Source organism: Stenotrophomonas sp. AC248 (genome assembly GCF_979258185.1).
The window spans coordinates 4,409,481-4,436,027 of sequence record NZ_OZ409840.1 but is presented as its reverse complement, the minus strand read 5'-3'; the positions used below and the strand labels follow the sequence as shown (position 1 = coordinate 4,436,027).

General features: G+C 67.9%; 24 protein-coding genes and 1 pseudogene. 21 read left to right on the top strand and 4 right to left on the bottom strand.

The features are described 5' to 3' along the window. Window positions 1–99 precede the first annotated feature (99 nt). Window positions 100–2,043 carry an acetate--CoA ligase gene (gene acs, locus ACZ0AE_RS19875; protein ID WP_448134759.1) on the bottom strand — a complete coding sequence of 648 codons (1,944 nt, stop codon included), beginning with the start codon at window positions 2,041–2,043 and terminating at the stop codon, window positions 100–102. 437 nt (window positions 2,044–2,480) lie between these two features. Here acs and ACZ0AE_RS19870 point away from each other — a divergent pair, with 437 nt between their 5' ends. The 3 genes from ACZ0AE_RS19870 (at window position 2,481) to ACZ0AE_RS19860 (ending at window position 7,305) form a co-directional block, all read left to right on the top strand. Beyond that, window positions 2,481–3,908 carry a DcaP family trimeric outer membrane transporter gene (locus tag ACZ0AE_RS19870; protein WP_463601977.1) on the top strand — a complete coding sequence of 476 codons (1,428 nt, stop codon included), beginning with the start codon at window positions 2,481–2,483 and terminating at the stop codon, window positions 3,906–3,908. Between the two features lie 103 nt (window positions 3,909–4,011). Further along, window positions 4,012–5,661 carry an MFS transporter gene (locus tag ACZ0AE_RS19865; RefSeq protein ID WP_038685446.1) on the top strand — a complete coding sequence of 550 codons (1,650 nt, stop codon included), beginning with the start codon at window positions 4,012–4,014 and terminating at the stop codon, window positions 5,659–5,661. 228 nt (window positions 5,662–5,889) lie between these two features. Beyond that, window positions 5,890–7,305, top strand: coding sequence for a coniferyl aldehyde dehydrogenase (locus ACZ0AE_RS19860; RefSeq protein WP_463601976.1), 1,416 nt, complete (start codon window positions 5,890–5,892; stop codon window positions 7,303–7,305). Window positions 7,306–7,341: 36 nt separating this feature from the next. Here the strand turns inward: ACZ0AE_RS19860 and ACZ0AE_RS19855 are convergent, their stop codons facing one another. Continuing rightward, a complete protein-coding gene (locus tag ACZ0AE_RS19855) occupies window positions 7,342–7,668 on the bottom strand; it encodes a hypothetical protein (RefSeq protein ID WP_314404229.1) in 327 nt (108 codons plus the stop codon). A gap of 180 nt (window positions 7,669–7,848) precedes the next feature. Between ACZ0AE_RS19855 and xth the strand changes: the two genes are divergently transcribed. Further along, window positions 7,849–8,616 (top strand): exodeoxyribonuclease III, encoded by a 768-nt coding sequence (gene xth / locus ACZ0AE_RS19850; protein ID WP_448134756.1) that lies wholly within the window; start codon window positions 7,849–7,851, stop codon window positions 8,614–8,616. Between the two features lie 128 nt (window positions 8,617–8,744). On the opposite strand, the gene ACZ0AE_RS19845 is transcribed toward xth, so the two are convergent. Next, a complete protein-coding gene (locus ACZ0AE_RS19845) occupies window positions 8,745–8,996 on the bottom strand; it encodes a GlsB/YeaQ/YmgE family stress response membrane protein (RefSeq protein ID WP_038685456.1) in 252 nt (83 codons plus the stop codon). 90 nt (window positions 8,997–9,086) lie between these two features. Here ACZ0AE_RS19845 and ACZ0AE_RS19840 point away from each other — a divergent pair, with 90 nt between their 5' ends. The 15 genes and pseudogenes from ACZ0AE_RS19840 (at window position 9,087) to ACZ0AE_RS19770 (ending at window position 24,338) form a co-directional block, all read left to right on the top strand. Further along, window positions 9,087–9,686: a 4'-phosphopantetheinyl transferase family protein gene (locus tag ACZ0AE_RS19840; RefSeq protein WP_463601975.1), complete on the top strand. Its 600-nt coding sequence runs from the start codon at window positions 9,087–9,089 to the stop codon at window positions 9,684–9,686. A 152-nt stretch (window positions 9,687–9,838) separates the two neighbouring features. Further along, entirely contained in the window at window positions 9,839–10,477 is a 639-nt protein-coding gene (gene rsmG / locus ACZ0AE_RS19835; RefSeq protein ID WP_038685460.1) for a 16S rRNA (guanine(527)-N(7))-methyltransferase RsmG, read from the top strand. Between the two features lie 211 nt (window positions 10,478–10,688). Further along, on the top strand, window positions 10,689–11,486 hold the full coding sequence (locus ACZ0AE_RS19830; protein ID WP_038685462.1) for a ParA family protein: 798 nt from the start codon (window positions 10,689–10,691) through the stop codon (window positions 11,484–11,486). Continuing rightward, a complete protein-coding gene (locus tag ACZ0AE_RS19825; protein ID WP_463601974.1) occupies window positions 11,486–12,409 on the top strand; it encodes a ParB/RepB/Spo0J family partition protein in 924 nt (307 codons plus the stop codon). The genes ACZ0AE_RS19830 and ACZ0AE_RS19825 overlap by 1 nt, the downstream gene beginning before the upstream one ends. A 35-nt stretch (window positions 12,410–12,444) precedes the next feature. After that, window positions 12,445–12,753, top strand: coding sequence for a helix-hairpin-helix domain-containing protein (locus ACZ0AE_RS19820; RefSeq protein WP_447596101.1), 309 nt, complete (start codon window positions 12,445–12,447; stop codon window positions 12,751–12,753). Between the two features lie 41 nt (window positions 12,754–12,794). Then, window positions 12,795–13,520, top strand: coding sequence for a suppressor of fused domain protein (locus tag ACZ0AE_RS19815; protein ID WP_463601973.1), 726 nt, complete (start codon window positions 12,795–12,797; stop codon window positions 13,518–13,520). Window positions 13,521–13,570: 50 nt separating this feature from the next. Then, complete coding sequence (locus ACZ0AE_RS19810) at window positions 13,571–14,536, top strand: NAD-dependent epimerase/dehydratase family protein (RefSeq protein ID WP_448134752.1); 966 nt, start codon at window positions 13,571–13,573, stop codon at window positions 14,534–14,536. A gap of 87 nt (window positions 14,537–14,623) precedes the next feature. Next, window positions 14,624–15,346 carry a glycosyltransferase family 2 protein gene (locus ACZ0AE_RS19805; RefSeq protein WP_463601972.1) on the top strand — a complete coding sequence of 241 codons (723 nt, stop codon included), beginning with the start codon at window positions 14,624–14,626 and terminating at the stop codon, window positions 15,344–15,346. Beyond that, window positions 15,346–15,687: a lipid-A-disaccharide synthase N-terminal domain-containing protein gene (locus tag ACZ0AE_RS19800; RefSeq protein WP_038685475.1), complete on the top strand. Its 342-nt coding sequence runs from the start codon at window positions 15,346–15,348 to the stop codon at window positions 15,685–15,687. Before ACZ0AE_RS19805 ends, ACZ0AE_RS19800 begins: the two co-directional genes overlap by 1 nt. Window positions 15,688–15,867: 180 nt before the next feature. Next, window positions 15,868–17,652, top strand: coding sequence for a DUF885 domain-containing protein (locus ACZ0AE_RS19795; RefSeq protein ID WP_038685477.1), 1,785 nt, complete (start codon window positions 15,868–15,870; stop codon window positions 17,650–17,652). A gap of 100 nt (window positions 17,653–17,752) precedes the next feature. Continuing rightward, window positions 17,753–18,121, top strand: coding sequence for a DUF2946 family protein (locus tag ACZ0AE_RS19790; RefSeq protein ID WP_463601971.1), 369 nt, complete (start codon window positions 17,753–17,755; stop codon window positions 18,119–18,121). Window positions 18,122–18,177: 56 nt separating this feature from the next. Further along, entirely contained in the window at window positions 18,178–19,473 is a 1,296-nt protein-coding gene (locus ACZ0AE_RS19785; RefSeq protein ID WP_038685479.1) for a TolC family protein, read from the top strand. Further along, a pseudogene (locus ACZ0AE_RS19780) lies at window positions 19,470–20,463 on the top strand (efflux RND transporter periplasmic adaptor subunit). Before ACZ0AE_RS19785 ends, ACZ0AE_RS19780 begins: the two are co-directional and overlap by 4 nt. Further along, window positions 20,453–23,659: an efflux RND transporter permease subunit gene (locus ACZ0AE_RS19775; RefSeq protein WP_463601970.1), complete on the top strand. Its 3,207-nt coding sequence runs from the start codon at window positions 20,453–20,455 to the stop codon at window positions 23,657–23,659. Before ACZ0AE_RS19780 ends, ACZ0AE_RS19775 begins: the two are co-directional and overlap by 11 nt. A 184-nt stretch (window positions 23,660–23,843) precedes the next feature. Further along, on the top strand, window positions 23,844–24,338 hold the full coding sequence (locus ACZ0AE_RS19770) for a hypothetical protein (RefSeq protein ID WP_448134747.1): 495 nt from the start codon (window positions 23,844–23,846) through the stop codon (window positions 24,336–24,338). Between the two features lie 216 nt (window positions 24,339–24,554). Here ACZ0AE_RS19770 and ACZ0AE_RS19765 read toward each other — a convergent pair whose 3' ends face one another. Next, window positions 24,555–25,772, bottom strand: coding sequence for a glycosyltransferase (locus ACZ0AE_RS19765; protein ID WP_463601969.1), 1,218 nt, complete (start codon window positions 25,770–25,772; stop codon window positions 24,555–24,557). Window positions 25,773–26,076: 304 nt separating this feature from the next. On the opposite strand from ACZ0AE_RS19765, the gene rpmB reads away from it, so the two are divergent. After that, window positions 26,077–26,313, top strand: coding sequence for a 50S ribosomal protein L28 (gene rpmB / locus ACZ0AE_RS19760; protein WP_019185625.1), 237 nt, complete (start codon window positions 26,077–26,079; stop codon window positions 26,311–26,313). Window positions 26,314–26,323: 10 nt separating this feature from the next. Then, window positions 26,324–26,491, top strand: a complete 168-nt coding sequence (gene rpmG, locus ACZ0AE_RS19755) for a 50S ribosomal protein L33 (RefSeq protein ID WP_172407465.1) — start codon at window positions 26,324–26,326, stop codon at window positions 26,489–26,491. Window positions 26,492–26,547: the final 56 nt, after the last annotated feature.

Here is a 26,547-nt window from a genome sequence, read left to right as displayed (position 1 = left end):
ATGACAACCCCCGAGTCAGGGGGCGGGGCGCGAGTGAGAAGGGCCCACGGTCCGCCTGCAGACCGTGGGAGCGACAGCGCGAATGCGATGTGGCGACCCTTACTTCACCTTGCGCTCTTCCACCAGCGACGCCACCACCGACGGATCGGCCAGGGTCGAGGTGTCGCCCAGCTGGTCCGGCGCGTTCTCGGCGATCTTGCGCAGGATGCGGCGCATGATCTTGCCCGAGCGCGTCTTGGGCAGGCCCGGCGCCCACTGCAGGTGGTCGGGCGCGGCGATCGGCCCGATCTCCTTGCGCACCCAGGCGATCAGTTCCTTGTGCAGTGCATCGCTCGGCGTTTCTTCGGCGATCAGGGTGACATAGGCATAGATGCCCTGGCCCTTGATGTCGTGCGGGAAACCGACCACGGCCGCTTCGGCCACCTTCGGGTGCGAGACCAGCGCGCTTTCCACCTCGGCGGTGCCGATGCGGTGGCCGGACACGTTGATCACATCGTCCACGCGGCCGGTGATCCAGTAGTAGCCGTCTTCATCGCGACGGCAGCCGTCGCCGGTGAAGTAGCTGCCCGGGTAGGTACGGAAATAGGTGTCGATGAAGCGCTGGTGGTCGCCGTACACGCTGCGCATCTGGCCCGGCCACGAATCGCGGATGATCAGGTTGCCCTCGGTGGGGCCGTCCTGGATCTCGCCTTCGGCATTGACCAGCGCCGGCTGCACGCCGAAGAAGGGCAGGGTGGCCGAACCCGGCTTGAGATCGACCGCGCCCGGCAGCGGGGAAATCAGAATGCCGCCGGTTTCGGTCTGCCACCAGGTGTCCACGATCGGGCAGCGGCTGTCGCCGACCACCTCGTAGTACCAGCGCCACGCTTCGGGATTGATCGGCTCGCCGACACTGCCCAGCAGGCGCAGCGAGGCACGCGAGGTGCGCTTCACCGGTGCCTCGCCTTCCCGCATCAACGCGCGGATGGCAGTGGGTGCGGTGTAGAAGATGGTCACCTGGTGCTTGTCGATCACCTCCCAGAAACGCGAGGTGTTCGGGAAGTTCGGCACGCCCTCGAACATCAGCGACGTGGCGCCGTTGGCCAGCGGGCCGTACACGATGTAGCTGTGACCGGTGACCCAGCCCACGTCGGCGGTGCACCAGTAGATGTCGTCCTCGCGCAGGTCGAACACTGCCTCATGGGTGTAGGACGCGTACAGCAGGTAGCCGGCGGTGGTGTGCAGCACGCCCTTGGGCTTGCCGGTGGAACCGGAGGTGTAGAGGATGAAAAGCGGGTCTTCGGCGTTCATCCGCTCCGGTTCGCACTGCGCCGGCTGCGCATCGACCACATCGTGGAACCAGCGGTCGCGCGGGGCCTGCATGTCCACCGCGCCGCCGGTGTGGCGCACCACCAGCACGGTCTCCACGGTGGTGGTGCCGGGCAGCTTCAGTGCCGCATCCACGTTGGCCTTCAGCGGAATCTTGCGGCCACCGCGCAGGCCTTCGTCGGCGGTGATGATCAGCTTGCTGGCGCAGTCGATCACGCGATCGGCGATCGAGTTCGGCGCGAAGCCGCCAAATACCACCGAGTGCACCGCGCCGATGCGCGCACAGGCGAGCATGGCCACGGCGGCGTCGACGATCATCGGCAGGTAGATGGTGACCCGGTCGCCCTTCTGCACGCCCAGGTTGCGCAGCGCATTGCCCAGCCGGCACACGCGCTCATACAGCTCGCGGTAGGTGACGCCCTGCGACGGTGCGTCGGGGCTGTCCGGTTCGAACAGCAGCGCGACCTTGTCGCCGCGCTGTTCGAGCTGGCGGTCCAGGCAGTTGACGCTGGCGTTGAGCTCGCCGTCCTCGAACCACTTGATGCGGAAATCGTCGAGGTTGTAGCTGACGTTCTTGATCGTGGTCGGCTGCTTGAACCACTGCAGGCGCTGCGCGGCCTTGCCCCAGAAAGCATCCGGGTGCTCGATCGACTCACGGTAGAGCGTTTCGTACGTGTTCTTGTCAATGCGCGCCTTGGCGGAAAAATCCGCCTTGACGGGATAAAGATCGGCCATGGCACCCTCACTTGCAACAGGACTTGGGTTGTGCGGTCGCAACATAAGGTGCGACCTCTCCCCCTCAGTTTGCCGCATCCACCCTGCTTCGCGGTGGATGGGTGGTTAGACCATGGTCGAACGCGGCAGGAACGTGGGGAACGGGTCAGGTTGGCGCGTGCGGGGTGGGCAGCAAGTGGCTGTCGGCGGGTGTCGGGCGCGTTTGGGCCCGTGGGAAGGGGGCGTTGCGCTATCTGTGAGGAAGAGCGTACCGACCAACGGTCGGTACCTGCCCAGGTGCCTGCGGCACCTGCCGTCCGCCGTTGGCGCCCGGGTCGTGCTCGCCCGGCGGGCGCGTACGACTAATGGCCAATAGCCGTTGCGGGCGCGGCGGCCCCACTGTCGGCTCGACCGTGCCCAGCGCGGCGTTCGCATTGCCACCCGGGAGAGAGGGCAACATGAGCCACCGTTTATTGAAGACGACACGCCGGCCGTTGGCGGCCGCCCTGTTCGTTGCATTGATCGCACCAGGCGTCGCATTCGCCGATACCGCCAAAGAGAAGGCGCTGGAAGCACGTATCGCCGAGCTGGAACGCCAGGTGCAGATGCTGGTCAATACCAGCCAGCAGCAACAGAGCCAGATCAGCCAGGCCCAGACCGACGTCACCGCGGTGAAGACCGTGCAGGCCCAGCAGCCGCTGGCTGCGCAGGTGCCGGCCGGCAAGCAGCCGATCCAGGTCACCACCATCACGCCGGGCGCCGCGCCGGGTACCACGGTCAAGATCGGCGGCTTCATCAAGGCCGACTTCCTGGCCACCCAGACCAGCGATGGCCAGCTGGCCGACGACGCCACCGGCCGCGCGCTGTACCTGCCGGGCCAGACCCCGGTGGCCGGTGCCGGCGGCAGCGGCAAGCGCTCGGACGTGGACTACAACGCCCACGCCAAGTTCTCGCGCTTCAACCTGGGCATCGACAACATCAGCGAAGGCGGCAACAAGGCCGGCGCGTTCTTCGAGATGGATTTCTTCGGCAACTCGCTGGGCAACCAGACGGCCACCAACACCTACGGCGTGACCCTGCGCCACGCGTACATGTACTGGAACAACTGGCTGGCCGGCCAGACCTGGTCCAACTTCATGGACGCCGCCTCGCTGCCGGAAGCGGCGGACTTCGTGGGGCCGACCGACGGCGTGCTGTTCGTGCGCCAGGCGCAGATCCGCTACACCCAGGGCGGCTTCAGCGTCGCGCTGGAAAACCCGGAAACCACCACGCTGACCGGCACCCGCAACCCGATCACCGGGGCGTGGACGAATGTGGCCGGCAACTCCGACCGCGGCGCGCTGCCCGACCTGACCCTGCGTTACGGCTGGAAGGGCGATTGGGGCACCTTCGGCGTGGGCGGCGTGGTGCGCCAGCTGCAGATCGACAACCAGGCCACCGGCGCCAAGGCCGACAAGATCGGCGGCGGCCTGACCCTGGGCGGCAAATGGGTGATGGGCGGCAGCGACACGCTGCATTACCAGGTCAGTGGCGGCGAAGGTATCGCCCGTTACGTAGGCCTGGGCGTCACCGCCGATACCGCCTATGACATCGCCCGCGACGAGCTCAACCCGACCGGCGTGCTGGCCGGCTACGTGGGCTGGCGCCATGCGTTCACCCCGAAGCTGCGCACCAACCTGATCTACGCCCGCAGCGACTACGACAACGACGGCAGCCTGGGCCCGCTGGTCACCAAGAGCGTGCAGAGCATCCGCGGCAACATCTTCTACACGCCGATGCCCAAGGTCGATATCGGTGCCGAGTACATGTACGGCGTGCGCGAGATCGAGGACGGGCGCAAGGGTGACATCAACCGCCTGCAGTTCACCACGAAGTACAGCTTCTAAAAAATGTGTGCCGACCAACGGTCGGCACCCACACAACTAGAAACCACCCGACCAACACTGCGATTGCCGACCTACGGTCGGCACTACCGAGGGGATGCTTCCCATGTCAACAACACCCGCACCTGCCACGCTTACCCAGGGACACAAGAAGGTCATCTTCGCGTCCAGCCTGGGGACGGTCTTCGAGTGGTACGACTTCTTCCTATACGGATCGCTCGCGGCGATCATCGCCAAGCAGTTCTTCAGTGGCGTCAACGAAACCACGGGCATGATCTTCGCCCTGCTGGCCTTCGCCGCCGGCTTCTTCGTGCGTCCGTTCGGCGCGGCCTTCTTCGGCAGCCTGGGCGATCGTATCGGCCGCAAGTACACCTTCCTGGTCACGATCCTGATCATGGGCATCTCGACCTTCCTGGTCGGCGTGCTGCCCAACTATGCGTCGATCGGCTTTGCCGCGCCGGTGATCCTGATCATCCTGCGCCTGGCCCAGGGTCTGGCGATGGGCGGCGAGTACGGTGGCGCGGCCACCTACGTGGCCGAGCATGCACCGGCTGACAAGCGTGGCCTGTACACCAGCTTCATCCAGTGCACCGCGACGCTGGGCCTGTTCATGTCGCTGCTGATCATCCTGGCCTGCCGCTACTTCCTGGGCAACGAAGCCTTTGAAGCCTGGGGCTGGCGCATTCCGTTCCTGGTGTCCATCGTGCTGCTGGGCGTGTCGGTGTGGATCCGCCTGCAGCTGAGCGAGTCGCCGCTGTTCCAGCAGATGAAGGCCGAAGGCAAGGGCTCCAAGACCCCGTTCCGTGACAGCCTCAAGGGCGGCAACCTCAAGCTGATGCTGCTGGTGCTGCTGGGTGCCGCGGCCGGCCAGGCCGTGGTGTGGTACGGCGGCCAGTTCTACGCGCTGTTCTTCCTGAGCAGCATGCTCAAGGTCGATGCCACCACCTCCTACCTGCTGATCGCCGCCGCGCTGGCGCTGGGCGTGCCGTTCTTCATCTTCTTCGGCTGGCTGTCCGATCGTATCGGCCGCAAGAAGATCATCCTGGCCGGCTGCCTGCTGGCCGCCATCACCTACATCCCGATCTTCAAGGGCCTGACCCACTTCGCCAACCCGGCCATCGAAGAAGCCCGCACCAATTCGCCGGCGCTGGTAGTGGCCGATCCGAACACCTGCTCGTTCCAGTTCGATCCGGTTGGCATGCGCAAGTTCACCAGCTCCTGCGACGTGGCCACCGCCGCGCTGACCAAGGCAGGCGTGCCGTATGAAGTGAAGCCGGCCGGTGCCGGTTCGCTGGCGATCATCAACGTCGGCAGTGCAAGCGTCACCTCCTACGAGGCCGCCGGCCTGACCAAGGAAGAGGGCAAGGCCAAGGCCGATGCGTTCGGTGCCGAGCTGAAGACCGCCCTGACCACCGCCGGCTACCCGGCCAAGGCCGACAACGCACGCGTCAACATTCCCGGCACGATCTTCATGCTGTGGCTGCTGGTGCTGTACGTGACCATGGTCTACGGCCCGATCGCCGCCTATCTGGTCGAGTTGTTCCCGACCCGCATCCGCTACACCTCGATGTCGCTGCCGTACCACATCGGCAACGGCTGGTTCGGTGGCTTCCTGCCGGCGATTTCCTTCGCGCTGGTGGCCGGTACCGGCAACCTCTACTACGGCCTGTGGTACCCGATCATCATCGCGTTGATGACGGTCGTGGTCGGTGGCCTGTTCCTGAAGGAAACCCGCGGGGTGGACATCACCAAGTAACGGTGCGCCACACGGCATGACCAAGGGGCCGCGATGCGAATCGCGGCCCTTTTCGTTTCCGGTAGTGCCGGCCGCTGGCCGGCAACCACGCACACCCTTGCGAAGGCGACGTACTGCCGGCCGCTGGCCGGCTCTCCATGCGCTTTCGGACATACGTGCGAGGTTGCCGGCCAGCGGCCGGCACTACCGGTGACACGCGCTCACGCAGCGTGCCGCTATAGTCGGCCCATGAGCGATACCCACACCGATCCCGCCGCGCTACCGGCACTCCTGCACACCCTGCGTATGGCCTGGCAGGCCAACCGACCGTCGCTGGACCAGCGCCGCGACGACCTGCAGCGCCTGCGCGCGGCGTTGAAGGCGCGCCTGCCGCAGATGGCCGACGCCATCTCGGCCGACTTCGGCCACCGCTCCACCCACGAATCCATGATCGCCGATGGCATGACCGTGCTCGGCGAAATCGACCACCTGCTCAAGCACCTGCGCCGCTGGGCACGGCCGCGCCGGGTCGGCGTGGGCTGGCGGTTCTGGCCGGCGCGCGCGCAGACCCGCGCGGTGCCGCTGGGCGTGGTCGCGGTGATCTCGCCGTGGAATTACCCGGTCAACCTGGCCCTGATTCCGCTGGCCACCGCGATCGCCGCGGGCAACCACGTCATCCTCAAGCCCTCCGAACATACGCCGCGCACCAGCGCGTTCCTGCAGGCACTGCTGGCCGAGGTGTTCCCGGCCGACCGCGTGGCGGTGGTGCAGGGCGACGGTGCGCTGGCCAGTGCCCTGGCCGGCTCGCCGCTGGACCACCTGGTGTTCACCGGCTCCACCGCCATTGGCCGCAAGGTGATGGCCGCCGCCGCCGAACACCTCACCCCGCTGACCCTGGAACTGGGCGGCAAATCGCCGGCCATCGTCTGCAGCGACTACCCGCTGGACAAGGCGGCCGCGCGCCTGGCCACCGGCAAGTGGTTCAACGCCGGCCAGACCTGCATCGCCCCGGACTACGTGCTCATCGATGGCGCCCGCCAGCGCGAACTGGTGCAGCAGCTTCAGACCCAGGTGCGCGCGCGCTACGGTGATTTCAGCGACGCCACCGACTACACCCGCATCATCCACGAGGGCCAGTACCAGCGCCTGCGCGGCTACCTGGACCAGGCGCGTGCGCGCGGCGTGCCGGTAATCGAGCTGGCCACGGTGGATCCCGAACGTGCCGCACGCGAACGCCTGATCGTGCCGACCATCGTGCTCGACCCGCCCGCCGACCTGGACCTGATGCAGGAGGAAATTTTCGGCCCGATCCTGCCGGTCTGCGCGTATCCCAATCTGGATGCCGCCCTGGCCGAGGTGCAGGGCCGCGACCGGCCGCTGGCGCTGTACGTCTTCAGCCAGCAGCGTGACACGGTTGAACGCGTGCTCGGGCAGGTGGTGGCCGGCGGTATCACCGTCAACGACACCCTGCTGCACTTCGCCATCAACGACCTGCCGTTTGGCGGCGTTGGCCCGAGCGGCATGGGCGCCTACCACGGCCGCGCCGGCTTCGACGGGCTCAGCAAGCAGCTGCCGATCCTGTGGCAGTCGCGCTGGGCCGCCAGCGACCTGCTCAAACCGCCGTATTCGAAGATCGCCGGGATGCTCAAGGCGCTGGTGCGCTGACCCGCAGCCGATAGCACGGCCGCGCAGCGCATGGGGTCAACGCGAGGAGCGGCCTTCGTGGAACCACGCGTAGGCGGCCGCCTCCAGATCGCCTTCTTCGGCGATCACCGAACCGTCTTCGTCCAGCACGGTGTAGTGACGCTGGTCGCCGCCCAGCGCGGCGCTGCCGTCCAGCCCGAGCAGCAGCGTGTACATGGCGTCGGTGGCGAACACATCGAGCATGTCCCGCAACTGCTGTGCCTGCGCGGGTGACAGCGCCATCGCGGCGATCCGCGCTGCCGATTCCGTCCCCGGGGCCCAGGCGGCGGCCAGCAGCTGTTCTTTCTCGGCGTACCACTTGGCTACGAAGGCGTCTGCGTCCATGGGGGTTTCGGTGCGATCGGGGGGCCACAGCGTAGCGTGCGCAACGGCGATGCAGCTGTCCGCGATGCCGGGGTTGCACGGGGTTGCCGGCCAGCGGCCGGCACTACCGCGCCCACCGAGCAGCGGCCGGCATTGCCCGCGCCCACCGACCACCGGTGGCTACCCGGTAGAATGGCGCGCATGAAAATCGCCTCCTGGAACGTCAATTCGCTCAACGTGCGCCTGCCGCACCTGGAACAATGGCTCACGGCGTTTGCGCCGGACGTGGTCGGTATCCAGGAAACCAAGATGGAGGACCACAAGTTCCCCGACGCGGTGCTGGCCGGGCTGGGCTACCGCAGCGTGTTTGCCGGGCAGAAGACCTACAACGGCGTCGCGCTGCTGTCGCGCGAACCGGCGCAGGACGTGCAGATCGGCATTCCCGGGTTCGAGGATGAGCAGAAGCGCGCCATCGCCGGTACCGTCAATGGCGTGCGCATCATCAACCTGTACGTGGTCAACGGCCAGGACGTGGGCACCGACAAGTACGCTTACAAGCTGCGCTGGCTGGAAGCGGTGCACGCCTGGGTCGAGTCCGAGCTGGCCCGCTACCCCGAGCTGGTGGTGATGGGCGATTTCAACATCGCCCCGGACGCGCGGGATGTGAACGACCCGCTGGTCTGGAACGAGAACCACATCCTGACCTCCACCGCCGAGCGCGGCGCCCTCAACAAGCTGCTGAAGCTGGGCCTGCACGATGCCTTCCGCCTGCACAGCGAGGAAGAAGGCGTGTTCAGCTGGTGGGATTACCGCGCGGCCGGTTTCCGCCGCAATCTGGGCCTGCGCATCGACCTGACCCTGGTTTCGGACGCACTCAAGGCGCGCGCGATCGCCTCGGGCATCGACCGCGAGCCGCGCACCTGGGACCGCCCCAGCGACCACGCCCCGGCGTGGGTGCACCTGGGGTAATGCCGGCCGCCGGCTGGCCTGCAGGTTGCGGCACGTGGTGAGGCACCCCATACAACAAGGCCCGGCAGTGCCGGGCCTTGTTGCACAATCGGCGTTCCAGCCGCCGCGTACCGACCAACGGTCGGGCGTTACCGGACGCTTCGACGCGTAAACAGATTCACGATCGCCAGCAGGATCACCGCGCCGATCAACGAGAACAGGAACGTACGGATCGTGATCGCTTCGTTGATGCCACCGCCGAACAGCCAACCGGCCAGCAAGGCGCCGATGATGCCAACCACGATGTTGAGGATGATGCCTTGTTGCGCGTCGCGCTTCATGATGATGCTGGCAAGCCAGCCCACGATGCCGCCGACGATCAGCCAGATGATGATGCCCATAGCGTTGACTCCCGGTTTGCGTGAACGACCGGGCCAGTTGACGGCAGCCCCCGTGAAATCACCGTGCAGCCGTCCTCACCGGGTGTGGGCATGACCCTGCCGGCCACCCCCGGCGGTCCGTGGCAGTTCGGCCCGGTCACGGTCTGGTGCCTGCCGCACGTCAACGGCACCCGGGGCGAGCCGCAGGCGCGGGTGCTGCTGGCCGACCAGCTGGGCGGCACGCCGGACACCCTGCCGCTGCAGCGCGACGCCCGCGGCCGCCCCGAACTGCACGGCCCGCTGGCGCACATCGGCACCGGCTGGAGCCACAGCCATGGCCTGCTGCTGGTGGCGATGGCCGAACGCGTCCGGCTGGGCGTGGACCTGGAGCCGCTGCGCCCACGCCCGCGCATGGTGGAAATCATCGAGCGCTTCTTCCACCCGGCCGAGGTTGCCTGGCTGCTGGGGCTGGACGAGGCCACCCGCAATCCGTGGTTCTTCCGGGTCTGGTGCGCCAAGGAAGCCATCCTCAAGGCGCAGGGGCAGGGCATTTCCTTTGGTCTGCACCGCCTGCAGCTGGCCCCGGACGCCGAAGGCCGCCTGCAGCTGGCCTGGTGCGACCCGGAGCTGGGCGACGCGGCGCGCTGGCACCTGCACGAATGGCAGGCGGCGGCGGATTTCCGCGCGGCGCTGGCGTGGCATGTGATGTGAGAGGGGCAGCCCGGCCGACGGTCGGGGTTACGGGCAGAGCAGCCGACCAACGGTCGGCTCTACCGGGGGTCGGCCAGCCGGCTGTCGATCCGGGTTACGGGTGATGCGCAGCCGACCAACGGTCGGCTCTACCGGGGTGCGATAATGGCGGCATGAAAGAACACACTCTCCCCGCTGGCGTGGCCGATGCGCTTGAGCGCGGCCTGGCCGCCATGCAGCTGGACGCCGCGCTGGCGCCGCCGCTGCTGACCTACCTGACCCTGCTCGACCGCTGGAACCGCACCTACAACCTCACCGCCATCCGCGACCCGCTGGAGATGGTCACCCGCCACCTGCTCGACTCGCTGGCCATGCAGCCCTACCTGGAGGCCGGCACCTTGGCCGACCTGGGCACCGGCCCCGGCCTGCCCGGCATCCCGCTGGCCATCGCCCGCCCGCAGCTGCAGGTGACCCTGGTCGAAAGCAACGGCAAGAAGGCGCGCTTCATGCGCGAAGCCGTGCGCCAGCTCGGCCTGACCAATGCCCGCGTGGCCGAATCGCGGGCCGAAGCGCTTGCCGAACCGGGCGCCTACGACCACCTGACCGCCCGCGCCATGGATACCCTGGCCGGCATCATCGCCGTCGGCGGTCATCTGCTGCGCCCGGGCGGCCGCCTGCTGGCCATGAAAGGCGTGCACCCGCATGACGAAATTGCCCAGCTGCCGGCCGGCTGGACGGTCGAACAGGTGCTGCCGCTGCACGTGCCCGGCCTGACCGGTGAGCGCCATCTGGTGGTGGTGGCCGGTCCCTGACCGGTCTCCGGCGCGCGCCGGCCTGCGGCTGCGCGCGCGCCCTCATATCGGCGGCAACGCCCGCCACAGCTGCCGCTGCGCTGTCCACCGGGCGCATGCCAGGCGCCCCATCGAGGTCGCGGGCGCCTGTCGGCGCGCATCTCACAGTGCATGACACGCCCCATATACGCATAATGACCAGTCCCACTCCCTGCCGATGAGGCTCACACGCATGGCCCGCATCATCGCCATCGCCAACCAGAAAGGTGGCGTCGGCAAGACCACGACCGCCGTCAATCTGGCCGCCTCCCTGGCTGCTGCACCCAAGCGCGTGCTCCTGGTCGACCTGGATTCCCAAGGCAATGCGACCATGGGCAGCGGCGTGGACAAGCGTGAAGTCGCCGCGTCCACCTGCGACCTGCTGCTGGGCGAAGCCACCGCTGCCGAAGTCCGGGTCACCACCCCGGAAGGATTCGACCTGCTCCCGGGCAACATCGACCTGACCGCCGCCGAGATCCAGCTGATGGACCAGGGCGAGCGCGAGCAGCGCCTCAAGCGCGCCCTGGCCCCGGTCCGTGACGAGTACGACTTCATCCTGATCGACTGCCCGCCGGCGCTGTCGCTGCTGACCCTGAACGCCCTGGCCGCCGCCGATTCGGTGATCGTGCCGATGCAGTGCGAGTACTACGCGCTGGAAGGGCTGAGCGCGCTGGTGGAAACCATCGAAGCGCTGCGCGCCAACCTCAATCCCAGCCTGGAGATCGAGGGCGTGCTGCGCACCATGTTCGACGTGCGCAACAACCTGGCCAACGCGGTGTCGGCCGAGCTCACCGAACACTTCGGCGACCGCGTGTTCCGCACCATCGTGCCGCGCAACGTGCGCCTGGCCGAAGCACCCAGCCACGGGCAGAGCATCGTCGGTTACGACCGCGCCTCGCGGGGCGGCGTTGCCTACCTCGGCCTGGCCGGCGAGATCATCCGCCGCCACCAACAACGCAACACGGCCGATAAAGCCCTGGAGACCGCCTGATGAGCACCAAGCCCGCCCTCGGCAAGAAACGCGGCCTCGGCCGCGGCCTCGATGCGCTGCTGGGGCCCAAGGGTGCGGTGAACCAGGTACAGGCGGCCGCGGTGATCGAGCCCATGCCGGGTGAAGTGCTGCGCAAGCTGCCGGTAGGCCAGCTGCAGCCGGGCAAGTACCAGCCGCGCCGCGACATGGACGAAACCAAGCTCGCCGAGCTGGCCGAATCCATCAAGGCGCAGGGCGTGATCCAGCCGATCCTGGTCCGCCAGCTCGGCCCGGACAGTTTCGAAATCGTCGCCGGCGAACGTCGCTGGCGCGCCTCGCAGCTGGCCGGCCTGGACGAAGTGCCGGTGGTGGTGCGCGAGCTGGAAGACCGCACCGTCATCGCGATGGCGCTGATCGAGAACATCCAGCGCGAAGACCTCAACCCGCTGGAAGAAGCCGAAGCGCTGCAGCGCCTGATCAGCGAGTTCGCGCTCACCCACGCCGAGGCGGCCCAGGCCGTAGGCCGTTCGCGCGCGGCGGTGTCCAACCTGCTGCGCCTGCTTGAGCTGCCGATCGCGATCCGCCTGCTGCTGGAAACCCGCCGGCTGGAAATGGGCCATGCGCGTGCGCTGCTCACCCTCGCCCCGGAACTGGCCAGCAAGCTGGCCCAGGAAGCGGCCGACCAGGGCTGGTCGGTGCGCGAAGTGGAACACCGTGCGCAGCAGTTCGCGGCCGGCAAGGTGCCCGGTTCGCTGCGCAAGAAGCCGGCGGCCAGCGCGCCGCAGGCCGACATCGCCTCGCTGGAAACCGAACTGTCCGAATCGCTGGGCGCCCGCGTGGCGATCAACCACGGGCGTGGCGGCAAGGGCAAGCTGATCATCCATTACACCGACCTGGACACGCTGGATGGCGTGCTCGAACGACTGCGCGCACAGAAGGGCTGAGTCCCCCGCCGGCGCAAGAGGATCATCCCCCCGCAATGAACCCTGCCAAGGTCGACCGCAACCATCTGTTGCGTCTGACCGACCTGCCGAATGTCGGGCCGGCCTGTGAGAAAGATCTGCGTCTGATCGGTATCCGTGTCCCTGCGCACCTGCGCGGCCGCGATGCCTACGACATGTATGCGCAGCTCTGCATGCGCACCGGGGTGATGCATGACCCGTGCGTGATCGACGTGTTCCTGTCGATCGTGCGCTTCATGCAGGGCGAGGCACCGCGCCCGTGGTGGAATTTCAGCAAGGAACGCAAGGCCACGCTGGCCAAGGATGCGCCGCTCACGTTGTGGTGACGCAGTCCGGGCAGCCGGTGGCGGCCCACAAGGAGAGATGGATGAGCGACACCTACGACGATGTCAGCCCGGGCAGCAGTCCGATGTTGACCCACACCCGGCCCCGCGACTTCGCGCCGGCGGCCGGTGAGGCGTGCATCGAGCAGATCGGCGCGCATATCGAACGGCACCTCGGCCCGGTCTCGAGCGTGTTCCACGAGATCGTGTCCGACGCGGTGCACATCGACGTGCACGTGGTGCCGGCCACCGAGGCGTTCCCGCATCTGCGGCTGGTCACCTCGGGCATGAGTGACCTGCCGATGACCCTGTCCGACGACGTCGACGCGCCGCGGTACATGGAGCTGATGGTGACCCTGCCGGCCGACTGGCCGCTGCAGCAGGCCGACCTTGAGGACGAGCGCCACTACTGGCCGATCCGCCTGCTCAAGATGATGGCGCGGCTGCCGCACAAGTTCGACACCTGGCTGGGCTTCGGCCACACCATTCCCAACTTCGATCCGCCCACGCCCTATGCGCCGGGCGTCGGCTTCGACGGCGTGATCGTGCTGCCCCCGGTCAATGCCCCGGAAGACTTTGGCCAGCTGGTGGTCGACGATGAAAAGACCATCGTGTTCATGTCCCTGGTGCCGCTGTACCCGGAAGAAATGGCGCTGAAGCTGAAGAAGGGCAGTGACGCGCTGCTCGACCGTTTCGATGCCAAGGGCGTCAGCGACATCATCGAGCCGGGCCGGGTCAACGTCGCCAGGAAACGCTTCGGCCTGTTCTGAGTGACATACCGCACCGCTATGCTGTTCCCCGTATTTCCAGGACTACTGCGATGACCATCCTCGTCACCGGCGCTGCCGGCTTCATTGGGGCCAACACGGTCCGCGCGCTGCTCGATGCCGGTGAAACGGTGGTCGGGCTGGACAACTACAACGACTACTACGATCCGCAGATCAAGCGCGACCGCGTGGCCGCACTGTGCCCGGACGCCGATATCCGCGTGCTCGACCTGACCGACCGCGACGGCCTGGCCGCGCTGTTCGACGAGGTCGCCCCGACCCGAGTGATCCACCTGGCCGCGCAGGCGGGCGTGCGTTATTCGATCGAGAACCCGCACGCCTACGTGGACAGCAACCTGGTCGGCTTCGTCAACATGCTCGAGCTGTGCCGCCACCGTGGCGTGGCGCACCTGGTGTATGCGTCCAGCAGTTCGGTGTACGGCGATTCGGCCACCCCGCCGTTCTCCGAAGACCAGCGCATCGACAAGCCGCGCTCGCTGTACGCGGCCACCAAGGCCGCCAACGAGCTGATGGCCTACACCTACGCGCAGCTGTACAGCCTGCGCGCCACCGGCCTGCGCTTCTTTACCGTGTACGGCCCCTGGGGCCGGCCGGACATGGCACCGCTGCTGTTCTCGCGCGCGGTGCTGGCCGGGCGCCCGATCGACGTGTTCAACGACGGAAAAATGCAGCGCGATTTCACACATGTTTCCGACATCGTGGCCGGTATCCTCGGCGCGCTGGCGCATCCGTCCAGCGAGGATGTCCCGCACCGTGTCTTCAACCTGGGCAACCACACGCCGATCGAACTCGAGCACTTCATCGGGGTCATCGAAGCGGCGGCCGGACGCCCGGCGCACAAGGTGTACAAGCCGATGCAACCCGGCGACATGGTGCGCACCATGGCCGATACCACGCGCGCCCGTGACGCATTCGGCTATGAACCGGCCACGCCGATCGAGCAGGGCCTGCCCCCGGTGGTGGCCTGGTGCCGCGATTATTTCGGTAATCACGCCTGACACACATCTGCGGATTCATCTTCGGATAACCTCGGGTGCGGAAAATGCGCGCTCGTTTTCGATCCTGGCCCTCCGCAGAGCCCGACCATGAGCCAACCCCAGCTGTCGGTTGTTGTTCCCGTCTTCAATGAACGCGACAACGTGACCCCCCTGATCGAGGAGATCACCGCCGCGCTGCGTGGGCAGGTGGTGTTCGAGATCGTCTACGTCGACGACCATTCGCGCGATGACACCCTGGCGGTGCTGCAGGGGCTCAAGGCCGTCCACCCCGAGCTGCGGGTGCTGCACCATGTCAACCAGAGCGGGCAGAGCACGGCGGTGCGCACCGGCGTCAAGCAGGCGCGCGCGCCCTGGATCGCCACGCTGGACGGCGATGGTCAGAACGACCCGGCCGATATTCCCAAGCTGCTCGCCGCGCGTGCCGCGGCTGCGCCGCAGGTGAAGCTGTTCGCCGGCTGGCGGGTGCACCGCCAGGATTCGGGCAGCAAGCGCTGGGCCAGCAAGTGGGCCAATGCCATCCGCGCGCGCATGCTGCGCGATGACACCCCCGACACCGGCTGCGGCATCAAGCTGTTCGAGCGCGAGGCGTTCCTGGACCTGCCGTACTTCGACCATATGCATCGTTATCTGCCGGCGCTGATGCAGCGCGCCGGCTGGAAAACCCTCAGCGTGCCGGTCAACCACCGTCACCGCACCGCCGGGGTGTCCAAGTACACCAACCTGGGCCGCGCGCTGGTCGGCATCCGCGACCTGCGTGGGGTGGCCTGGCTGATCACGCGCAGCAAGCGCACCGCCGTGGAAGAACGCTGATGGAGCTGCACTGGCTCGACCAACCGTTGACCTGGCTGTACTGGACCGGCCTGCACGTGACCGGCTGGAAGCTGATCGGCTACACCGGCGCGCTGATGTTCGGCGGCCGCTGGCTGGTCCAGTTCGTGGCCTCCCGGCGCGCCGGCAAGCCGGTGATCCCGCGGCTGTTCTGGTACATGAGCGTGGTGGGCAGCCTGATGACGCTGAGCTACTTCCTGTTTTCGGCCAAGCAGGACTCGGTGGGCGTACTGCAGAACCTGTTCCCGGCGTTCACCGCGCTGTACAGCCTGAAGCTGGATATCGCCCACCGTGGGTGGAAGCGGGACAAGGCGCCGCATTGAGGATGGGCCCACCGACCAACGGTCGGTGGCTACCGGTCCGTCCGGATCCGCGATTCCCGGTAGATGCCGACCGCGCGTCCCCGGTCCTGCCCCGCGAAGCGGGCAGGACCTTTGATCCATGCGCGGGGCCTTCGGTGGGTGCCATGATCGGGGTTTGCCGTCCACCGGGAACCGCTGATCGTGAAATCGCCCCTCGTCACCGCGCTGCTGCTCGCCCTGGCCCTTCCTGCCGGCGCCGTTCTGGCCGCCCCGCCCGCTGCACCGGCGGCCGCACCGGCCAGCCTGGCGGCGGAAAGCCCCGCCGATGCGCAGTTCCGCAGCATTTACGAAACCGAATGGAAGTGGCGCCAGGACGGCGGTGGTGAAGCCAGCGAAGACGGCGACGGCCCGGCCAACGCCACCCGCATGCCCGATGTGGGCGCGGCGGCCCAGCAGGCCCGGCTGAAGGTCTGGGACGAGGTGCTGGCCAAGCTCGGCAGGATCGACCCGAAGGCGCTCTCGGCCGACAACCAGATCAACTTCGCCATCTACCGCGACCAGGTCTTCAACCTGGCCGCCGAGGTGCGCCTGCGCGGCTATGAAATGCCGTTCAACGCCGACTCCTCGTTCTGGTCCAACCTGTCCTTCATGGCGCGCCGCGAGATGAAGACCGCCAAGGACTACCGCAACTACATCGCCCGCCTCAACGACGTGCCGCGCTACTTCGACCAGCAGACCGACAACATGCGGGCCGGGCTCAAGCGTGGCTTCAGCGTGCCGCGCGCGGTGCTGGACGGGCGCGAAGTGTCCATCGCCACCGTGTCCGAACTGAAGGACCCGACCGCCTCGCCGCTGTACGCGCCCTTCAAGAAGCTGCCCGCCAGCATCCCCGCGGCCGAGCAGGCGCAGCTGCAGGAACAGGCGCGGCAGGCCATCGGTGGCAGCGTGGTGCCGGCGTTCGCCAAGCTGCGTACCTTCTTCGTCAGCGAGTACGTGCCGCAGGCGCGCACCACCCTGGCCGCCGAAGCGATGCCCGACGGCAAGGCGTACTACAAGCAGCAGATCCACGAATACACCACGCTGGACCTCACCCCGCAGCAGATCCACGAGATCGGCCTGAAGGAAGTGGCGCGCATCCAGACGGAAATGAACGGCATCATCAAGCAGGTGGAATTCAAGGGCAGCTTCGCGCAGTTCCTGACCTTCCTGCGTACCGATCCGCAGTTCTACGCCAAGACCCCCGACGAACTGCTGCACCGCGCCGCGTGGATCTCCAAGCGCGTGGACGGGGTGATCGGCAAGTACATGACCCTGCCGCGCGCACGCTTCACCATCGTGCCGGTGCCGCCGGACATCGCCCCGTTCTGGACCGCCGGTCGCGGCGGCATGGGCACCTACTGGCTCAACACCTACAACCTGCCGGCCCGCCCGCTGTACAACCTGCCGGCCCTGACCCTGCACGAATCCGACCCCGGCCATGCGCTGCAGGGCGCACTGGCGGCCGAGCAGGGCGAGCAGCCCGAGTTCCGCCGCAACGCCTACATCTCCGCCTATGGCGAAGGCTGGGGCCTGTACTGCGAAAAGCTCGGCGTAGAAATGGGTATCTACGAGACCCCCTACGAGGACTTCGGCCGCCTGACCTACGAAATGTGGCGCGCCGCGCGCCTGGTGATCGACACCGGCGTGCACCACAAGGGCTGGACCCGCGAGCAGGCCATCGCCTACCTCCGCGACCACACCGCGCTGAGCGAGCATGAAGTGACCACCGAAGTGGACCGCTACATCTCCTGGCCGGGCCAGGCGCTGAGCTACAAGCTGGGCGAGATCGCCATCGTGCGCCTGCGCGCGCAGGCCGAGCAGGAGCTGGGTGACCGGTTCGACGTGAAGTCCTTCCACGATGCCGTGCTCAAGCAGGGCTCGGTGCCGCTGCCGGTGCTGGAGCAGCAGATCCAGGCCTATATCGCCCAGCGCAAGGCCGCCAGCTGACCCTTACGGGATCGGCCGTCACGCGGCCGATCCCGTCAACGTGAACCATCGCGCCGCGCTGCGATTGTGTAACGGGCAAGCCGCCCGCTACCCTGCCGGCATGTTCCGCCACGCCCGCCCCCGTCCGTCCCTGCTGCTGCGCCTGCTGATGCTGGTGGCGGTGGGCCTGGGCGTGTTCGGCACGGCCACGGCGTCGGCACTGGCCGACATCCATATCAGCCTGCACAGCGCCGCGGCCCCGGCCGACACCGCGCTGCCGGGCGATGCCGAACCCGATCCGGCCGACGGCGACCTGCTGCACGCGCTGGTGCACTGCGGCCACTGCCACGGCCACGGCGGCGTGCTGCCGATGGCGTCACTGCCGTGGATCCTGCCCGCCGCGCCGGCGCACAGCGTGCCGGCCGGGCGGGTCGCGCAGTTGCGCACCCAGCCGCCCGAGAGCCTGCTGCGCCCCCCGATAGCGTCCTGATGTCACGCGGCCCCGCGCCGCCGTTGTCCATCTGAACCGTTATCTGGAGATTCCCCATGTGGATGCGCCTGGCAGCCTTGGCTGTCCTCGCGTTCGTGCCGTGCGTGTATGCGCAGGGCACGAAAACGCCTGACCCGTTGACCCTCGACGACGCCATCGCGCGCGTCGCCCAGTACCACCCCGACCTTCGCCTGGCCGAGGCGCAACGCCCGATCTGGGAAGCGCGCCGGGACGCGGCCGGGCTGCGCCCGCCACTGACCGTGGGCGTGGACCTTGAGAACGTGCTGGGCAGCGGCGATGCCAGCGGCCTGCGCAGCGCCGAGCTGACCGTCACCCTGGCCGGCATGCTCGAACGCGGCGGCAAGCTGGACGCCCGCCGTGCCGTGGCCCAGGCCAACCTGGACAGCCTGGCTCCCCAGCGCGAAACCGCCCGGCTGGACCTGATGGCCGAGGTGGCACGCCGCTATCTCGCTGTCACCGACGCCCGCCAGCGGCTGGCCATCGCCCGCACCGACATCGAGCAGCGCAAGCGCGCGGTGGCGGCCGCGCGCCTGCGGCTGCAGGCCGGTGCGTCGCCCGAATCGGTGCTGCTGACCGCCCAGGCAATGCTGGCCCAGGCCGAGCTGGACCGCGACCGCGCCACCCAGGCCGACCAGTCCGCGCGTGCCGCGTTGTCGGCGATGTGGCGGCAGCGCGAGCCCGGCTTCGACGTCGTCACGGGCGACCCGATGCAGCTGCCGGCGCTGCAGGACTTCGCCGTGCTGGCCGACACACTGCAGCGCACCCCTGAGCTGGCCATGCTGGCCGGCGAGCGCCGCATCCGCGAGGCGCAGGTGCAGCTGGCCCGCACTGCCGCGCGGCCGGATGTCAGCTGGCAGGTGGGCGTTCGCAACAACCGTGAGAGCCGTGACAGCGCCTTCGTGGCCGGCTTCAGCGTGCCGCTGGGCAGCGTGGCCCGCGCCGCGCCGGAGATCCGCGCCGCCGAAGCCGAACTGGCGCTCAACGCGGTGGAACGGGATGCGCGCGCGCTGCAGCTGTACGCCACCCTGGCCGAAGCCCATGGCCGCTACCTGACCTCGCGGCTGGAGGTCACGCGCATGGCGCGCGACGTGCTGCCGCAGCTCACGCGTGCCGAGAACGCCGCCGAGAAGGCCTGGCGCGCCGGTGCCATCAGCTACATGGAATGGGCGCAGCTGCAGGCCATGCGCATCGAGGCCCGCCAGCGCCAGCTGGACGCGGCCATCGCCGCGCAGACCGCACTGATCGAAATCCAGCGTCTCACCGGGCAGAGCATGCTCGCCGCCGGCGACACCCCCGCCACTGCCGCCGTGTCCACGGAGGACCGCCGATGACCACTTTCTTCCCCCGCACCGCGCTCACCGCCGGCCTGCTGCTCACCCTGCTGGCCCTGGCCGGCTGCGCGAAGGAGGCCGGCACCCCGGCCGCGGCCGATCCGGGCCACGGCGAGGCCGGGCACAGCGACGAGGCGGCGCATGACGAGGACGCGCATGACGAAAGCGCGCCGGAAACCACCACCATCACCGCTGCGATGGCCGAACAGGCCGGCATCCGCGTCGCCCCGGTCGCAGCGGGCACCATCGCCGACGAGCACGACGTGCAGGGCCTGCTGACGCCCGTCGATGGTCGCGTGGCGCAGGTGATGGCGCGCTTCCCCGGGCCGATCCGCTCGCTGCGCGCCAACGTCGGCGACCGCGTCGCGGCTGGCCAGGTGCTGGCCAGCATCGAAAGCAATCTCAGCCTCACCACCTACACCGTCAGCGCGCCGATCAGTGGCGTGGTGCTGGCGCGCCAGGCCCAGGTGGGCGGCGTGGCGGGCGAGGGCACGCCGTTGTTCGAGATCGGCGACCTGTCCACGTTGTGGGTGGACCTGCACATCTTCGGCAACGACACCCAGCACATCACCGCCGGCGTGCCGGTCACGGTGGCGCGCATGACCGACGGGGTCAGCCAGACCACCACGCTCGAACGCGTGCTGCCCGGCACCGCCACCGCCAGCCAGAGCACGGTGGCCCGCGCCACGCTGCGCAATGACGATGGCCTGTGGCGGCCCGGTGCGGCGGTGAAGGCACGCATCGTGGTGGCCAGCCCAACCGGCCGCGCAGGTGGTGCCGCTTAGCGCGCTGCAGAGCATGGGCGGCAAGGACGTGGTGTTCGTGCGCACCGGCGACACCTACACCGCGCGCCCGGTGCGCCTGGGCGCGCGCGATGCGGGCAAGGTCGAAGTGCTGGACGGGGTAACGCCCGGCGAACAGGTCGTGGTCGAGCAGAGCTACGTGGTGAAGGCCGACATCGGCAAGGCGGGGGCGTCGCATGAGCATTGAACGCGCCGGTGTGCTGGAACGCATCATCGGTGCGTCCATCGCCCACCGCTGGCTGATGATGAGCCTGACCCTGGTGCTGGTGGCGGTCGGCATCTGGAGCTTCACCAAGCTGCCCATCGACGCCACCCCGGACATCACCAACGTCCAGGTGCAGATCAACACCGCGGCCCCCGGCTACTCGCCGCTGGAAACCGAACAACGCATCACCTACCCGGTGGAAACGGTGATGGCCGGCCTGCCGCGCATGGAACAGGCACGCTCGCTGTCGCGCTACGGGTTGTCGCAGGTCACCGTGGTATTTGAAGACGGCACCGACATCTACTTCGCCCGCCAGCAGGTGGCCGAACGCCTGCAGCAGGTGAAGTCGCAGATCCCCGAGGGGCTGGACCCGCAGCTGGGCCCGATCTCCACCGGCCTCGGTGAGATCTTCATGTACACCATCGACGCCGATCCGAAGGCGCGCAAACCCGATGGCAGCGCCTACACCGCCACCGACCTGCGCACCCTGCAGGACTGGGTGATCCGCCCGCAGCTGCGCAACGTGCCGGGGGTGACCGAGGTCAACACCATCGGCGGCTTCCAGCGCCAGGTGCACATCACCCCGGACCCGGCACGCCTGCGCGCGCTGGGCTTCACCCTGGAGGACGTGGCGCAGGCGGTGGAAGCCAACAACCAGAACGTGGGCGCCGGCTACATCGAGCGCAACGGCCAGCAGTTCCTGGTGCGCATTCCGGGCCAGGTGGCCAACCTGGAGGAGATCGGCAACATCGTGCTGGCCCGGCGCGAAGGCGTGCCGATCCACGTGCACGACGTGGCGCAGGTGCAGGACGGCCCGGAGCTGCGCAGTGGCGCGGCCACCCAGAACGGCCACGAAGTCGTGATGGGCACGGTGGTGATGCTGATCGGCGCCAACAGCCGCGACGTGGCCCAGGCCGCCGCCGCACGGCTGCAGCAGGCGCAGGCCAGCCTGCCCGAAGGCGTCACCGTGACCGCCAGCTACGATCGCACCGCGCTGGTGGACCGCACCATCGACACCGTGGCCAAGAACCTGATTGAAGGTGCGCTGCTGGTGATCGTGGTGCTGTTCGCGCTGCTCGGCAATTTCCGCGCGGCGCTGATCACCGCCGCGGTGATTCCGCTGGCGATGCTGTTCACCCTGACCGGCATGGCACGCGGTGGGGTGTCGGCCAACCTGATGAGCCTGGGCGCGCTTGACTTCGGCCTGATCGTTGACGGCGCGGTGATCATCATCGAGAACTGCCTGCGCCGTTTCGGCGAACGCCAGCACGCGCTGGGCCGCGACATGACCGCCGCCGAACGCTTCGCCGAAACCGCCAGCGCCACCGCCGAGGTGATCCGCCCCAGCCTGTTCGGGCTGGGCATCATCACCGCGGTGTACCTGCCGATCTTCGCGCTGTCTGGCGTGGAAGGAAAAATGTTCCACCCGATGGCGATCACCGTGGTGCTCGCGCTGACCGGTGCGATGCTGCTGGCGCTGACCTTCGTGCCGGCGGCCGTCGCGTTGTTCCTCGGCGGCCGCGTGCAGGAAAAGGAAAACCGGCTGATGGCGTGGGTGCGCCGGCGCTATGAGCCGCTGTTGGCCTTCTCGCTGCGGCGCGGGCGCTGGATGGTGGGCGGCGCGCTGGTGCTGGTGGTGGGCTGCGGCCTGCTGGCCACGCGCCTGGGCAGCGAATTCGTGCCCAACCTGGACGAGGGCGACGTGGCCATGCATGCCATGCGCATCCCCGGCACCAGCCTGACCCAGTCGATCCAGATGCAGCTGCAGATCGAAAAACGGCTGGTGCAGTTCGCCGAGGTCGACAAGGTGTTCTCCAAGATCGGTACGCCGGAAGTGGCGTCCGACCCGATGCCGCCGTCGGTGGCCGACACCTTCATCATGATGAAACCGCGCAAGGACTGGCCGGACCCGCGCAAGTCACGGGCGGCGTTGCTGGGTGAACTGGAAGCGGCGGTGGAGCAGTTGCCGGGCAACAACTACGAGTTCACCCAGCCGATCCAGATGCGCACCAACGAGCTGATTTCCGGCGTGCGGGCGGACGTGGCGGTGATGCTGTTCGGTGATGACCTGGACACGCTGCTGAGCGTGGGCAAGCGCATCGCCAGCGTGGCGGGCACCGTACCGGGTGCGGCCGACGTGCGCGTGGAGGAAACCAGTGGGCTGCCGTTGCTGACCATCACCCCCAACCGTACCGCGCTGGCCGGTTACGGGCTCAATCCCGGCCAGGTGCAGTCCACCGTGGCTACCGCGGTGGGCGGGCAGGTGGCCGGGCAGCTCTTCGAAGGCGACCGCCGCTTCGACATCGTGGTGCGCCTGCCCGAAGCGCTGCGCCAGGACCCGGCCGCACTGGCCGACCTGCCGGTGTCGCTGGCCCCGGCACTGGCCGGCGATGATGCCGACGAGTCCAGCCGCGCAGGCAGCTGGACCAGCGGCAGCGCCCGCACCGTGCCGCTGCGCGAGCTGGCCACGCTGGGCAACAGCGAGGGGCCGAACCAGATCAACCGCGAAAACGGCAAGCGCCGCATCGTGGTCACCGCCAACGTGCGTGACCGCGACCTCGGCAGTTTCGTAACCGACCTGCAGCAGGCCATCGGGCGCGACGTGCAGGTGCCCAACGGGTACTGGATCGAGTACGGCGGCAGCTTCGAACAGCTGATTTCGGCCAGCCAGCGCCTGTCCATCGTGGTGCCGGTGACGCTGGCGATCATCTTCGCGCTGCTGTTCTGGGCGTTCGGGTCGGTCAAGGACGCGGCGATCGTGTTCAGCGGCGTGCCGCTGGCGTTGACCGGCGGCGTGCTGGCGCTGGCCGCGCGCGGCATTCCGCTGTCGATCTCGGCCGGTGTCGGCTTCATCGCGTTGTCCGGCGTGGCGGTACTCAACGGGCTGGTGATGATCAGCTTCGTGCGCAGCCTGCGCGAGGGCGGATTGCCGCTGGCCGATGCCGTGCGCGACGGCGCACTGGGGCGGCTGCGCCCGGTGCTGATGACCGCACTGGTGGCCTCGCTGGGCTTCGTGCCGATGGCCTTCAACGTGGGCGCCGGTTCGGAAGTGCAACGCCCGCTGGCCACGGTGGTGATCGGCGGCATCGTGTCGTCCACGCTGCTGACGTTGCTGGTGCTGCCTGTGTTGTATCGGTGGTTGCACCGCAAAGCCGATGCGACACCGCTCCCCCGGTAGCACCCGACCGTTGGTCGGGTGATGCACCCTGCGGCAGGCATGCAACGTCATGCCTGTCGCGCACTGACGGGCAGGCATGACGTCAGCAGGATGCACCACGATGCGACGTCGAGCGCACTTGTGTGCTGATCCGCGCCGCTATCATCAATGCCGTCCAGGAAGAGCTGCGCATGGAGTGCACCAGGTGTCATACGGGAAGTTCACGGTCGGCACGCGGGTATATGACCTCTCACATCTCGATCCATTTACGCTTTCGATTGTTGTGCACGGTTCGATCGTCGAGGTGGACGTGATGTTCAGCTTTCATCTATTCACCGATCAAAAAGGCAGGGGGCCGCGGTTTCCACATCACACCGAAGAACGCTACTTTTGTCTGGATCGCTACCAGTTGAGTCACGATGTGGCGCATTTCATGCGCGGTGCGTTCTTCGACGCATCCGTCCGTCGGCAGGTGCGTCAGGTTCGTGGTGAGGCACGTGAGCAGTACTTCTGCACCGACATGGGCCACGGTGACATCATCTGGACCCGTATAACGCGGCGAGCAGAACCCAACCGCGCCCACATCTGGGTTGCCAGTGCCTACAACCGCAATTGGCACGGTCAGGTCCTGCCACACGGACATGGCGTGTTTCGCGTCACCAAGGTGCTCGCCAGCAAGCTTGGAATCTCCAGGCCCTGAACGAAAAAAGCGCCCCATCTCTGGGGCGCTTTCAGATTTCGTTCTCGGTGCTTGTGTATCGCGTCGGCTTGCGCCTATCCCGCCAAAGGCTGAGGAAAGTCCGGGCCATGCCGGTCTTCGCAGCACTACTTTCCTGTTGCCAGGTCCCGATCAGCAGCGCTTGAAGGGAATCATGCCATGTGGCCGACGGCGTGTAAAACCACCCGAACGTCTTGGTTAATGTTCCCAGGGCAGCCATTGTTCGAGCCGCGTGATGGCCTCATCTACGCCGCATTCCTCGGCCATCGCCTCTCCCAGTGTGACCGCCCGGGCCCGGGTGCCGGGGGCTTCAACGAACGCCAACGCTTTCGCCAGCGTCCTTGCGTCCAACCGCTTCGGCGACAACGCCGCCGGCGCCACGCCCAACGCCTGCAAGCGCGCCGCCCAGAAAAACTGGTCGGCCGCGAATGGCATCACCAGCGATGGCACCCCGGCCCGGCAGGCCGAATGCGTGGTGCCGCTGCCGCCGTGGTGGATCACCAGCGCGCAGCGCGGGAACAGCGCCTCGTGCGGGGTCGGCCCGATCACGAACACGTGCGCGGGCAGGGGCATGCTGGGCAGCCCCGCCCAGCCAGGGAACAGCAGCACCCGGCGGGGCGCCAGTGCGCCCAGCAGCGCCGGCAGCACGCGGTCGCGATCAAAGCCGGTCATGCTGCCAAAGCCCAGGTACACCGGGGCGGGACCGGCATCGAGGAAGGCCTGCAGGTCCGGTGGCGGTTGCCACGGGCTGTCCGGCAGGCGCCACTGGCCGCAGATGCGATGGTTGGCGGGCCAGTCCGCCGGTTGCGGCAGCAGGCTGGGCGAGATGCCGTAGAGCATCGGCAGATCGCGCCAGAGGCTGCGTCGCGGTGGCATGCCCAGCGCGTGCCGGGCCTGGTTGATCGGCTGCCGGAAGGTGCGCCAGACCGCCTGGTTGACCAGCCCGTAGCTGAGCCGGTTCAGCGCACCGGGCAGGGGCAGCCGGGGCAGGAACGGGGACGGGAAGGCGGCGGTGGGCGTCAGCGGGATCATGCCCAGCCCGATCGCGGGCAGGCCATGCCGCTCGGCCACGGTCATGCCCACGAAGGCGGCCAACCCACCGGTCAGCACCGCATCGCACCCGGCGGCGGCCGCATCGGCCTGCCGGGTCCACGCCGGCACGTGCCGGCGCGCCATCCGGGCCAGTCCGCGCGAGGCGGCCAGCGTGTTGTTGCCGCGCGACACCAGCGCCACCACCTCGTCGTGGATGTCGCCCTCCAGCGCGGCGTGCGGCACGCCCAAGGCGCGCGCGCTGCCCAGGGTGCCGCCCTCGGCCAGCAGCATCACCTCGTGTCCGGCGGCCATCAGGCCGTGGCAGAGCATGACCAGCGGGCGGGTGTCGCCTTCGGTGCCGTAGGTAAGTGCCAGCAGCCGCATCGAGGGGTCCAGGGGAAAAGGGCGGCCAGTATCGCCGTCGCCCGCGGGTGGCCATGCGAACACGGCGGATCGGCCCGGCACCGGGGGCCGCCATGGCCCTGTGGACAACTTGCGCCAGCCCACGGCCTGCGGCATAATGCGCGGCTCGCTGTGTCCAGAAAGCTCTGGATCGGCGGCCGGGAACACGTCATCCGGTCTGCCCTCGACAGCGTAACCCTTTGATTCTCATGACGTGTGGCGGGAAACCGTCGAGGCCGCCGTCGCCCGGGCTATGGGCTGACAACTACTTTCATCGAGGTGCGCAATGTCCCGCGTATGCCAAGTTTCCGGCAAGCGAGTGCAGACGGGTAACAACGTCTCGCACGCCAACAACAAGACCCGTCGTCGTTTCCTGCCCAACCTGCACGAGCGCCGCTTCTGGGTTGCCAGCGAAAACCGCTGGGTCAAGCTTCGTGTTTCCGCGCATGCCCTGCGCACCATCGACAAGAACGGTATCGACTCCGTTCTGGCTGAGCTGCGTTCGCGCGGCGAAAAGGTCTGAGGAGTAAACGATCATGGCAGGCAAGCGCGATAAGATCCGTCTGATTTCGACGGCCAACACTGGCCACTTCTACACGACGGACAAGAACAAGAAGAACACCCCCGGGAAGATGGAATTCCTGAAGTACGATCCGGTCGTGCGCAAGCACGTCCTGTACAAGGAAGGCAAGATCAAGTAATCCGCAAGGGTACTTGAGCTTCCCCAAGAAAAAACCCGCCCTCGTGGCGGGTTTTT